This is a genomic window from Tenacibaculum profundicola (genome assembly GCF_057220795.1).
In genome coordinates this window covers 3,160,763-3,173,438 of the sequence record NZ_CM170137.1, presented here as the reverse complement: position 1 = coordinate 3,173,438, position 12,676 = coordinate 3,160,763, and the positions used below count along the sequence as shown (strand labels likewise).

General features: G+C 34.7%; 8 protein-coding genes and 2 tRNA genes. 4 read left to right on the top strand and 6 right to left on the bottom strand.

Annotation, left to right across the window (positions count from 1 at the left end; genetic code table 11):
- Positions 1-70: 70 nt before the first annotated feature.
- Positions 71-1,384, top strand: coding sequence for a Fe-S cluster assembly protein SufD (sufD, locus tag AC2TDS_RS13670; protein WP_484736137.1), 1,314 nt, complete (start codon positions 71-73; stop codon positions 1,382-1,384).
- A gap of 78 nt (positions 1,385-1,462) precedes the next feature.
- On the opposite strand, the gene AC2TDS_RS13665 is transcribed toward sufD, so the two are convergent.
- Entirely contained in the window at positions 1,463-3,799 is a 2,337-nt protein-coding gene (locus tag AC2TDS_RS13665; RefSeq protein ID WP_484736136.1) for a trypsin-like peptidase domain-containing protein, read from the bottom strand.
- Positions 3,800-4,197: 398 nt separating this feature from the next.
- Here AC2TDS_RS13665 and AC2TDS_RS13660 point away from each other — a divergent pair, with 398 nt between their 5' ends.
- The gene (locus AC2TDS_RS13660) at positions 4,198-4,908 is read left to right on the top strand and encodes a DUF547 domain-containing protein (RefSeq protein ID WP_484736135.1); all 711 of its coding nucleotides are present in this window, start codon (positions 4,198-4,200) and stop codon (positions 4,906-4,908) included.
- Between the two features lies 1 nt (position 4,909).
- Here the strand turns inward: AC2TDS_RS13660 and AC2TDS_RS13655 are convergent, their stop codons facing one another.
- The 3 genes from AC2TDS_RS13655 to AC2TDS_RS13645 form a co-directional block, all read right to left on the bottom strand.
- Entirely contained in the window at positions 4,910-5,590 is a 681-nt protein-coding gene (locus tag AC2TDS_RS13655; RefSeq protein WP_484736134.1) for a PA14 domain-containing protein, read from the bottom strand.
- 85 nt (positions 5,591-5,675) lie between these two features.
- Positions 5,676-6,884: a 2-oxoglutarate dehydrogenase complex dihydrolipoyllysine-residue succinyltransferase gene (gene odhB, locus AC2TDS_RS13650; protein ID WP_484736133.1), complete on the bottom strand. Its 1,209-nt coding sequence runs from the start codon at positions 6,882-6,884 to the stop codon at positions 5,676-5,678.
- 72 nt (positions 6,885-6,956) lie between these two features.
- A complete protein-coding gene (locus tag AC2TDS_RS13645) occupies positions 6,957-9,683 on the bottom strand; it encodes a 2-oxoglutarate dehydrogenase E1 component (RefSeq protein WP_484736132.1) in 2,727 nt (908 codons plus the stop codon).
- A gap of 271 nt (positions 9,684-9,954) precedes the next feature.
- Here AC2TDS_RS13645 and AC2TDS_RS13640 point away from each other — a divergent pair.
- Positions 9,955-10,028 (top strand) — tRNA-Asn (locus tag AC2TDS_RS13640).
- Between the two features lie 54 nt (positions 10,029-10,082).
- A tRNA-Asn gene (locus AC2TDS_RS13635) sits at positions 10,083-10,156 on the top strand.
- 201 nt (positions 10,157-10,357) lie between these two features.
- Here the strand turns inward: AC2TDS_RS13635 and AC2TDS_RS13630 are convergent.
- Together AC2TDS_RS13630 and AC2TDS_RS13625 are read right to left on the bottom strand one after the other, a co-directional pair.
- The gene (locus tag AC2TDS_RS13630) at positions 10,358-10,438 is read right to left on the bottom strand and encodes a hypothetical protein (protein ID WP_484738956.1); all 81 of its coding nucleotides are present in this window, start codon (positions 10,436-10,438) and stop codon (positions 10,358-10,360) included.
- A 257-nt stretch (positions 10,439-10,695) separates the two neighbouring features.
- Entirely contained in the window at positions 10,696-12,660 is a 1,965-nt protein-coding gene (locus AC2TDS_RS13625; protein WP_484736131.1) for a putative porin, read from the bottom strand.
- Between the last annotated feature and the right edge of the window lie 16 nt (positions 12,661-12,676).

Genomic DNA, 12,676 nt, shown 5'->3' with positions numbered 1-12,676 from the left:
ATTAAAGACGAGAGCGTTTGTACAATAGCTCTCATTAACTTTAACTTTAAAATTTTACAACTATCAATAAATGGAGTTAAAAGAAAAATTATTATCATCATATGTTGCTTTTGAAAACGGAATGGATATCAATTCTGACGTACATGATATTCGTTCAAAAGCACTAAAAAAGTTTGAAGAACTCGGATTTCCTTCAAAGAAACTTGAAGCATGGAAGTACACCTCTCTAAACTCGGTTCTAAAACAGGATTACAGCCTTTTCCCGGATCATGACATTGCAGTTGATTTAGCAGAAGTAAAGAGATTTTTTATTCACGATATAGACAGTTATAAAATTGTTTTTATCGACGGTAAATACAGTTCTTTCCTGTCTGAAACAACGCATGAAGGGATGGATATTTGCTTAATGTCTGCGGCACTTTCCAAGTCTAAATTCAAACCAGTAATTGAAAATTACTTCAATAAAATTGCCAAGGAAGACAACATGACTTCCTTAAATACTGCCTTTGCTAACGAAGGAGCCTTTGTTCATATACCGCGAGGTGTAGAAGTAGAAAAACCGATACAAATTATCAATTTTACTACTGGAAAAGAAGACGCTACTATGAATCAGCCAAGAAACTTGATTGTAGTGGATAATAATGCTCATGTACAAATCATAGAACGCCATCAGAGTTTAACAGACAAACCCGTTTTAACCAATTCGGTTACTGAAATCTACACAGATGTGCATGCTACGTTAGATTATTATAAGATTCAAAATGACAACATCAATGCTTCTTTGGTAGACAACACTTTTATTGAACAACAAAGAGAAAGTGTTTGTTCGGTTCATACCTTTTCATTTGGAGGTAATATTACTAGAAATAACCTTAACTTTTTCCAGAAAGGAGAACGCATCGATTCTATCTTAAAAGGAATTACTATCATTGAAGGAAAACAGCATGTTGACCATCACACGCTAGTTCATCATATAGAACCTAATTGTGAAAGTCATCAAGATTATAAGGGTATTTTTAACCAACGATCTACAGGTGTCTTTAATGGGAAAGTAGTTGTTAATAAAGAAGCACAAAAAACGAATGCTTACCAGCAAAACAACAATGTATTGATTAGTGACAGGGCTACTATTAATGCCAAGCCACAACTAGAAATTTTTGCTGATGATGTAAAGTGTTCACATGGTTGTACTATAGGACAATTAGATAATCAGGCATTATTTTATATGCAACAGCGTGGTATTCCACAAAAAGAAGCAAAAGCGCTATTGATGTATGCCTTTGCCAATACTGTATTAGAAAGTGTAAAAATACCAGAAGTTAAAAAACGAATCACCAAGTTAATCGCTAAGAAATTAGGGGTTAACATTGGTTTCGAATTATAAATATTTATACTATATAAAAAATAAAACTGCTCAGAATATTCTGAGCAGTTTTTGGTTATTAGTAAGTCTAATCTAATCCTAGTTACCTTGTGTTTTTATAAAACTTTTTGCATACGAAGTTTTATCAGTAATCACTTCGAGTATATAAAGCCCATCTTTGATACCGCTTACAGAAATTAGTTTTGACAAGGGACCTTCCTTGACAATGGCTCCCGTAATGTTAACAAGACGGTACGTACCGCTTAATTCTCTTTCAGGGATCCTAATATTTAAACTATTCTTAGTAGGGTTCGGATATAACATCAAATCAGTTATGGCTACCGATGACGGAATAAACTCTTCAATCTCTCCTTGAACAGTCTCTGAACCTACACAAAAATTAGTAGTATCAGTACTTCCAAATTCTCCACCTGAAGCTAATACCGTTCCGGAATCACTTGTTAACACATATGAACCCGCTCCATAAGCACAGCAAATTCCATCACCATAAGAATCATTAAATTGTAATGTGTAACAACCATTTGGAAGTGTTTCAGAAATTGAAAGTGAAGAACCATTGGCTTGACCGCTATAACTACTTCCTGACGCTACTACATTGTTAGCACTATCAGTAATTTGCCAACTAGTCTCAGAGGCATAATTATCAAAGATAATTTGGAGTGTAACAGTTGAGCTACCTCCACCTGATCCACCTCCATCAGTGGTTAACGAAAGGTTGTCTATTGCCATATCTCCCTGCCAAGTTGTTCCGGTTATACCATTAAAACGAAGCTGTATATTTGAACCGATAAAACTAGATAAATCAATAGAAGCCGATTGCCATGAGTTTCCTTGATTTCCTGATTTTTGCCAAATAGTATTCCACGTATTTCCTGTATCTGTACTTACTTCCAATTTTAAATAACCCATAGTACTTCGACCATACATATGGTACTTAAAATCAAAGGTTGCATTAGTTACCTGAGAAAGGTCGTAACATGGAGAAGTAATAATGGCATCTTTATTGGAATAATTAGGCGAAGAAGACTCCATATATAAATAATAGCTACCTGAATCTGCAGATGATGGTCCAGTATTACTAGAAGGCGTAGACCCAGAACGTAGCGACCAGTTAAAATCGTCCCCTGAATTCTGACTCCAATTCCCTATCGTATTTTCAAAACTTTGACTGTATGGAAAAGAAGTCACTGTATTTGAACATTCATCATTAGGTGGGTTACCTCCTCCACCATCACCATCAACTCCATTATTTGGCATATCACCTCCAATTGAGCTTATCAAATTATCACTTCTTCCATACGATCCATTAGGACATCCTCCTGTATTGTGGATCGCTATCACTAAATTAGAATTGTAATCTAAAACGGGCGATCCAGAACTTCCACCTTCGGTGTCGGCATAATACCTAACTTGTTGTCCAGCTCCAGAAGAACTTTCATACACTCTTGAATAACCATCTGGCGTTGGATCTCTATCCGAAATAACTGAAATTTCCTTTTTTCTTCCTCCTGGGTGTTGAGGTATATAAATTCTATCACCTTTCACGGGTGCCACTGAACTTAAAGACAAATACCCATAAGTATTGGTAGGGTTTACTGGTAGCTTAACCAACGTATAATCTAAAGAAGAATTTGTTTTGATAAATGTAGCAGATGATGCGACAACATCAGACTGCGCATTTGTACTCCCCGAACAACCTTGAGACTGATAGTTAAACATAAAGTCTGTGTTTTGGGCATCAGATGCTGATCCTATACAGTGATTATTGGTCATTAAATGCCCTTCACTACCCAATAGCCAGCCGGTACATAACGACGAACCACCTATCAATAGTCGACATACAGACTTTGCCTTCTCGTACATTTCAGTACCCTGATAGCAAGCAATCCGTTCTTTGTCGTCATTAGAGCAAATGGATCTCTGTTGCTCTAATATCTTATTCATTATTTTTTTCTCAGTGTAACCGTAAGCCACTTTAGATATTTCGAATCCCTTATGCTTACTAGCTTTTCCAGCGGAATACAATTTCACTACAATTCTATCATCAAGAAGAACTTTGGACCAAAAATCACTAATCATGGTCATTTTATCATCAATAATTTTACCTTGTTCTCCATAGATAACAGACTCATTACTATTACTACCGATTATTTCTAGATAATCTCCTGGTGCCAAGTCAAAATTTTTGAAATATAATTTAATGTACGATGAGTTTTTTGAATAAAACTCTTTCTGATAGACTAACTCCTTTTCTTCTGAGTTAGAACTTGATTTCTTGAATTCTTGATACGTTTTGATCACGTTAATATCAGAATCAAATTCATCACCTACTTTAAAAGGTTTCTGAGCTGCTAAATTTTGTGTACATAAAATCACAACGGCTAGCATTACCGTCTTGAAAAGAAAATTTTTCATTTTTAGAAGGATTAAATTAGTTAATTAATTGATACTAAGATATTGATATCAATGAACTTTACAAAATAAACAATGGAAATATAAAACCCTTAACCTTTTCTTAACCTTAAAAAGGTTAGAAATTCCGATTAATAATGTATAAATATAATTATAGCAAGTGACTCGCTACGATAATTAAAACATGAACAAAACAACACTTTACATCAATAAACCTATATCATTTTAAGTAATATAATCAACAATCGAAAGAAGATATAAGTTATTATGCTGCATAGTGCCAAAAACGAATACAACAAATAAACAATTTAACTAGCACATTACTTTTAAATAGAAAATGTAATGCGTTGACATTTTATCCGTCAAATTACTCATACAATCTATTATTAAACTAAAAAGACATGCGAAAAATTATAACTATATTATGTATAGCATTCATAAGCATTCAAACAAGCGCTCAAACAGATGTTTTTAATGCTTTGTTAAAGACCTACGTTGATGGCAAAGGAAATGTTGACTACAAAGGATTGCGAAAGAATAGGGCAGTACTAGATATTTACCTAAAACACTTGGAAAAAACGATTCCAGGCCAACGGTGGTCATCTAATAAAGCAAAAGCTTTTTGGATAAATGCTTACAATGCCTATACTATAAAACTCGTTTTAGATAGTTACCCTCTCAAAACGATTACTGACATAAAAAGGAAAGGCAGAAATGCATGGAAAATTCCATTTGCCGTTGTTGGTAGAAAGCCCTATACTTTAGATTATATTGAGCATAAAATATTACGCAGGTGGCATGATGATCCGAGAATACATGTAGGTATAAACGCCGCGTCGAAATCAGGTCCGAAATTTGTTGATTTCGCATTTACTGAAGATAATATAGATGAGAAACTGGACGTTTTGATGAAAAACTTCATCAATGATACCAGTAAAAACCAGATTACCTTAAACAAGGTTAAAGTTTCAAAAATATTTGAATGGTATCAAGAAGATTTTTCCATTAAAAAAACCTTAGTTGAATTCATCAACCAATACTCTACGATTAAAGTAAATGATAATGCGAAAATATCTTATTTGGAATATGATTGGAGTTTAAATGACAAGTAGTTTATTTTACAAAAAACTGATTGGCATTTATAGTGCTTCCCGTAGTATAACCATCTGGATTTGCACCCCAGGTAAACTCCATGAAATCGGCTCCGCTATTTTCATAATACCAAAATTCGATTTTGTGTTCTCCTTTTGCCAAGTCAACACTTGCTGATCTCGTAGTAGAACCTTGATCAAACCAGCTGTTAAGAACCATGATATTATCAATATAAATTCTAGAACCGTCGTCAGATTCCGAGGTAAAGGTAAAGTTCCCAGTATTGTTAACTTTCAAAACTCCTTTGATTAGAATAACATAACCTTCATTATCTGGGGCGATAAGCCCCCGTAAAGTATTGTCGAGCGCAGTTTGAACACTTCCTTGAGAAGTAGAGACACCACGATTTCGTGGATTATTTATATTGGGGGAGCTGGTGTTTGAAATATCCCAAGTATAGTACTGCATACCAATATCTGCTCCATAAAAAGGCAACCAATTAGTGCCATTAAAATAATATACCTGATCGTCTTCATTGTTAAATATCAAGGTTCCTTGCTTTGGACTTGAAACACTATTCATTTCTAACGTGGTATTCGCTTCTGGAAGCGTAAAAAGAGCATTTTGATCAAGTTGACTGAAAGAAATTACAGATTGTAAAAGAAAACATCCAAAAAGAACATTCGACATAAAATACTTCATGAGTGTTGTATATACATTTTTTAATTTAATTCAGTAAACTAAAAAAGCCCTACTTATTATAGCAGGGCTTTTATTTATTGAAATATTACATTTCTAAAGCTTTCATTGGATTGTTATCCATTAATAATTCAACAGGGTTCTCTAAGGCTTCTTTTACCGCTACTAAGAATCCTACTGATTCGCGACCATCAATAATTCTGTGATCGTATGATAACGCCACGTACATAATTGGTTGAATTACGACCTCTCCATTAACCGCCATAGGACGATTTACAATGTTATGCATTCCTAAAATTCCACTTTGAGGAGGATTGATAATTGGTGTGGACAACATAGAACCAAACACTCCACCATTGGTAATAGTAAAGGTTCCTCCTGTCATTTCATCAACCGTAATTTGACCATCACGAGCTCGTAAGGCTAAACGTTTAACTTCACTCTCTACCCCTCTAAAAGTTAAATTTTCAGCATTTCTTATAACAGGCACCATCAATCCTTTAGGTCCAGAAACTGCAATAGAAATATCTTGAAAATCGTGACTTATCTTATAATCTCCATCAATCATAGAATTAACGTCTGGATACATTTTTAGAGCTCTAACAATAGCCAATGTAAAGAACGACATAAACCCTAAACCTACTCCGTGTTTTGCCTTAAAATCCTCTTTATACTGAGCTCGTAGATCAAATATAGGTTGCATGTTAACTTCATTAAATGTTGTTAACATTGCCGTCTCATTTTTAACAGAGACTAAACGTTGCGCCACTTTTCTACGCAACATTGATAATTTTTTTCGTTCACTTCCTCTAGAGCCGTTCGTAGGTTGTGTTCCCATTGATGGAACCGCTTTTACAGCATCCTCTTTGGTTACGCGACCGTCTTTTCCAGTTCCTTTGATATCAGAAGCACTCATTCCTTTTTCAGCAAGCAATTTCTTAGCTGCTGGAGAAGCCGTTCCGGTTGCATAAGTCTCTTTAGGAGCTTCAACTTTCGGTGCCTCTTTCTTTTCTTCGTTTACAGACGCTACTTTTGGAGCATCACCTCCTTCTGGTTTTGCCGCATCCATATCAATTAAACATACTACAGCACCAACTTCCACAGCATCACCTTCCTCTGCTTTTAAAGTGATTATTCCGCTTTCTTCCGCAGGTAATTCCAACGTTGCTTTGTCAGAATCTACTTCGGCGATAGGTTGATCTTTCTCAACATAATCACCATCTTCTACCAACCACGTTGCTATTTCTACTTCGGTAATTGATTCCCCCGGAGAAGGAACTTTCATTTCTAAAACCATCAGTCTTAAATTTTATTTATCTGAATTATTTTTTTTCTATTTATTATCGTTTCCCTATGCAAATGTACGCTATTAATCAAAAACTGTATTAATAACTGCTTGATGACGGCGCTTAAAGCGTGCACTTGACCCTGCCGCTGGTGCAGAATGATAACCACGTGATGCACATTCTAATTTAGCAAGTTCAAAACGCTCTAACATATACCCCCAAGCTCCCATATTTTTAGGTTCTTCTTGAGCCCAAACATAACGTTCTACGTTAGGATACCTGTCCATAATCGCCTTAATTTTGTCATTGTGTAATGGAAATAATTGTTCTATTCGAACTAAAGCCACGTCCTCTCTACTCAATTCTTCTCGAGCTTCTAAGAGATCATAGTAAAATTTCCCCATACAGAAAACGATCTTTTTTACTTTCGTTGTATCAACTGTATCATCGATTACTTCTTGGAACGTTCCTTCTGCTAACTCTTCCATAGTACTAACCGCTTTAGGTAAGCGCAATAAACTCTTTGGAGTAAACACAATTAAAGGCTTGCGAAAATCACGTTTCATCTGACGACGTAAAATATGGTACATATTTGACGGTGTAGAACAATTGGCCACTATCATGTTATCTACTCCACATGATTGTAAAAAGCGCTCTATTCTCGCCGATGAATGCTCTGGTCCTTGCCCTTCATATCCATGTGGTAATAACACTACAAGTCCATTTTGTAATTTCCATTTATCTTCAGCAGAAGAAATGTACTGATCGAACATGATTTGTGCACCATTGGCAAAATCACCAAATTGTGCCTCCCAAATTGTTAAGGTATTCGGAGCTCCCATAGCATATCCATAATCAAACCCTAAAACACCATATTCAGATAGATGCGAATTATAAATCGTCATCTCTCCTTTATTATTTGGATTGGTATTCAACAAGTTTATTCTTTCCTCTGAAACTTCATCACGTAAAATTGCATGACGATGAGAAAAGGTTCCTCTCTCCACATCTTCTCCAGAAATACGCACATCATAGCCTTCTTCTAAAAGCGTTCCATATGCTAAAGTCTCTGCGGTTCCCCAATCTAATTTATTTGTTTCAAATGCTCTCTTAGCCCGATCGTTTAAGATACGTTCTGCTTTTCTCACAAATTTCACTCCTTCCGGAGCCGTTGATATTACCTTGGCTATTCCTTTTAACTTCTCTAAACTGTAAGTAGTATCTACGACTTGCAACATTGCTTCCAATTGCCTACGAATAAAGCCTTTCCATACTTCAGGCATAAATTCATTTACACGAGATACCTTTTGTTTTTTAGATTCTTGAAACTCTACTTCAAGCATCTCTTTAAACTCATCTGTAATTTGTTTTACAAAGGCTTCATCTACTCTACCCTCTGAAATTAATTTATCAGCGTATAGTATTTTTGGATTCTTATGTTTCGCAATAGATTTATATAAATTCGGTTGTGTAAATCTAGGTTCATCTCCTTCATTATGACCGTATTTTCTGTACCCTAATAAATCAATGAATATATCACGTTTAAACTTCATTCTAAACTCAACAGCTAGTTGCATAGCATGGCAAACTGCTTCTGCATCATCAGCATTTACATGTAATACAGGAGATAAGGTTACTTTGGCTACATCCGTACAATACGTACTAGAACGTGCATCGAGGTAATTGGTTGTGAACCCTACTTGATTATTCACTACAACATGAATAGTTCCACCAGTTTTATAACCATTTAACTGTGCCATTTGCACTACTTCATATACCACACCCTGACCTGCTATAGCCGCATCACCATGCACTAATATTGGTACTATTTTACTGTCATCACCATTATATTCGTTATCAATTTTTGCCCTTACAATACCTTCAGCAACTGGATCAACAGTTTCTAAATGTGATGGGTTAGGCACTAAATTCATTTTGATTTCTTCTCCCTCTTTGTATGTTTTACTTAGGGTTAATCCTAAGTGATATTTAACATCTCCATCAATACCTTGATCTTCAAAATCTTTCCCTTCAAATTCACTAAATAAATCACGAACTGGTTTCTTAAAAATATTCACCAAGGTATTCAAACGACCACGGTGTGCCATCCCTAACACTACTTCTTTTACACCATATTTTTCAGATGCATCGCGTAATGCCATACTAATACCAGGAATCAATGTTTCTCCTCCTTCAATAGAAAAGCGCTTTTGTCCTACGTATTTAGTTTGTAAAAAATTCTCAAACCCTACCGCCTGATTCAGTTTTGAAAGAATGTATTTTTTTGTATCATCCGAATATTTAGGGTGGTTGTCATTTTCATTTAGACGGTTTTGCCACCATTTTAACTCCTCAGGGTTTCTTAAGTACATATACTCTACCCCGATACTATCGCAATAGATCGTTGTTAAATGACTGATGATATCTGATAAGGTTTTCGGCCCAATCCCTAAAATTTCTCCTGCATTGAAAACGGTGGATAAATCCTTTTGTGTCAACCCAAAGTTTTCAATTTCTAATGTTGGCGTATATTTCCTTCTATCTCTTACAGGGTTCGTTTTGGTAAATAAATGACCTCTGGTACGGTACCCATTTATTAAATCAATTACTAAAAACTCTTTACGTACTTCTTCTGGAATTTGTATTGAATTTTCTTCATCTGTAAGTACATAATCTTCATTTGCTAGATCATATCCTTGAAAAAAACTTCTCCAACTGGGTTCTACTGCATCAGGGTTTTTTTGATATTGTTCATACAAATCACCTATAAAACCTGCATGTGCTGCGTTTAAGAACGAAAACTTGTCCATATTTTTTGCTATACTTTTCTTTATATAAGAATAATGTTGACAAAAGTACAACTTTTAGTAAAAACAAATATTTTTTTTATTCTTATTTTATGTACTAATAATGTAAACTACTGTTTAAAATGACTGAAAATATTTCTAAATAAAAACCTAATAAACAATCACTTTCTTCATAAGTATTTATATTCCTGTATTTTTTATTGTTTTTTATTTGGAGAAATAAAAAAAACACTTAAATTTGCACTCGCATTTTAAAACAACAATTGTTTTAAATTCCTCCTTAGCTCAGTTGGTTAGAGCATCTGACTGTTAATCAGAGGGTCCTTGGTTCGAGCCCAAGAGGAGGAGCAAAAGGCGTTTTGGAGGCCTTAATTTCCAAAAAACATAGTTCTACATGAACATTCCTCCTTAGCTCAGTTGGTTAGAGCATCTGACTGTTAATCAGAGGGTCCTTGGTTCGAGCCCAAGAGGAGGAGCAAAAAAAAGACTAACAATATTGTTAGTCTTTTTTTTAATGTTTATTTCTCTTTTCGGCACTATAGAACACTAAACTTATAGGATGTTTTTTTGGACAACTTATAAAAATTCAGAATAGCTTTAGTTTATTCCGATCCTTAGGTAAAGTTGCACTGCCATTTCCTTGTAGTGATATTTAGGATCATTCTCAAATCTTGTTGTTATGCAAAAATTTGCGTTAATCTGAATAGGAAGAACTCTACATTACTCACTCCTCTAAATTGTACTCTAAAGGCCTTTATTTTTGCATTAAAAGATTCTGCTGATCCGTTTGTGCTTTAATTGTCAAAATAATTGAGTATTGATTAATAATTTAACCTTATAGAGTTAGCTCTATATTGAAGGCTTTAAATCCTGAGTTTTCTACTCCTTTAAACCATTGACTAGATCTATTTTAAATACCTAACGGGGTTTACATCGAACGAAGATTATTAGGTTAGTTGATATTTTTATTTTAATCCAATTATACTTTATATAATCTAGTTAGATCTCTATTCACTTAGATAAACCAATTCCACACAATACCAAAACGAATTACAAAATCACGGTACGGGTATGTTGGTGCTGACAAATAGTTCTTTTCTAAAAAGAATGAACTTATATTATCAGCCTTAACGTATATTCTGGTTCTTTTTACCCTCCCATTAAAAAACACATCCAGCGTCGGATACCCAATATCTGTTTCATTTTGCAACATAAACTCTCCTAATAGCGGGTTATACGCATTTGCCTTATACTTTGAGAAGTATTTAAATGTAGCCCCTATTTGCACAAAAATAGGATCTCCTTTAAACCAATTATCTGCATAATACAGCGTATTTCTAGTTACTAGTTCTGGCACTCTTAAAACACTATCTCCACTAGCTACCTTTTGATACATTACGGTATTGTCTACTGCAAATTTCCCGAAAGTAAATTCCTTTGACAGCTTCATTTTCAGATAATTAATATTACCAGCATATTGCTCTGGAAGCCCTTCTTCATTAAAATAAGTATAATTATCAATATTGGTAATATCTAAAGATGCATCACCCCATTTACTAGCTATTTCACCTCCTAAAACTCTGGTTCCAATTGAAGCAAGGTTATTTTCCCAGTTATATTTGTTGTACTTACTTTGGTGCAATTGAAAATTAAAATTAGGCTGCTTATTACTAATAGTCATTTTCCCTTTTATCGTAAACACGCTGTCTTTTTTATAAAAAGCTTCTGCATATAAATTATTTCCAGCCAACCTTCCACTTCCAGGGATTAATGTTGCTTTTGCATTGACATAAAAGTTCTTTATGTTCCCATTCCAATCAGCTCCAACAGAAACTGCCTCACCTTTTAATCTATTTTTAGTAATGGAGACCAAATTATTATTCAGGTTGTCATACCCGTAATTATAGTTTACAAATCCTGTTTTTACTCTAAATTTTCCTAGGATATATTTCGAGTTAAAATCTAAAAACAACTGATTATCATATAGCAAATAATTTGTTTTACCACCAATCGCACCCGTTACCCTACTAGTGTCAAAAAAATCAGATCCATCTGCCTGAGAAAACACAAAATATTTAGAATATCGAGTAAAAGAATGCCCCAATTTTAAATTGGAAAAATCTTGATTACTAAGCGTATCTTTAGATGATAAGATCTTAAAGGTATGCTCAAAAAACAATCTCTTTGCGTCTAATACACTTTCGGCGTCACTTAAGTTTACATCTAATCGCCCTCTATTATCACTAAAGTTAGGATCATCTGTTAAAAAGTACTCCAAAGACTCATCGGTTAACCCTCCATTTTCTTGGTTTGTAAAATCTTGATTGACGGCATGTCCCTTTATCGCGTATTGCCCTTCGGGACTTTCATAATGAAAACTCATTCTAAAATTACCTGTGCTAGCCAAAGAGCGCCTATATGTTCCAAGCGATCGCAATCCCTTATAAGCAAATGCTATATTAAACTTCTTGGAAAAATTAGCCGTAAATAGGGCATCTAGTACCTGGCCTTGTTGTAGGCCAGTTCTATACAGTATTTCAGAAGTAGGCGTTGGCACCTCGTAGTATTTTACATCTTCAACATTAACATAGTTGTGTTGTTTCGCTCGAAATCCGATATCGGGAAAAAGGGATGTATTATTAAAATCGTAGGCTAAATTATTAAAGGTCTGCCCTTGATTATGAAAAGGCAACAATTCAAAATCATCTTTTCTTAAAAAGTTAAATTTGTAGTGCTTTTTTATTGTTAAGGTTGTGTCAACAATGGTTGTATCCTTTTTATGGGAAATTATTTTATAGTCGGTATACTTCGTCTTGCCACTCAGTATCACATCAATTTCGCCATTGTTTAAGGTGTCTATACGCTTATCACCGACTGCTGTTGAATTCGGGCTAGTATACCCACCATCAACTGTTTTTAATTGCGAAAACGCTTTAGCACCTATTAAACAGAAAATTACTAATAAAAAGATTTTCTTCATATGTGCAAAAGTAAAA

Coding starts and splice junctions, on each gene's coding strand:
- AC2TDS_RS13665 (WP_484736136.1), bottom strand. CDS start 3,799: ATGAAAAATTTTCTTTTCAAGACGGTAATGCTAGCCGTTGTGATTTTA.
- AC2TDS_RS13655 (WP_484736134.1), bottom strand. CDS start 5,590: ATGAAGTATTTTATGTCGAATGTTCTTTTTGGATGTTTTCTTTTACAA.
- sufD (WP_484736137.1), top strand. CDS start 71: ATGGAGTTAAAAGAAAAATTATTATCATCATATGTTGCTTTTGAAAAC.
- AC2TDS_RS13660 (WP_484736135.1), top strand. CDS start 4,198: ATGCGAAAAATTATAACTATATTATGTATAGCATTCATAAGCATTCAA.
- odhB (WP_484736133.1), bottom strand. CDS start 6,884: ATGGTTTTAGAAATGAAAGTTCCTTCTCCGGGGGAATCAATTACCGAA.
- AC2TDS_RS13625 (WP_484736131.1), bottom strand. CDS start 12,660: ATGAAGAAAATCTTTTTATTAGTAATTTTCTGTTTAATAGGTGCTAAA.
- AC2TDS_RS13645 (WP_484736132.1), bottom strand. CDS start 9,683: ATGGACAAGTTTTCGTTCTTAAACGCAGCACATGCAGGTTTTATAGGT.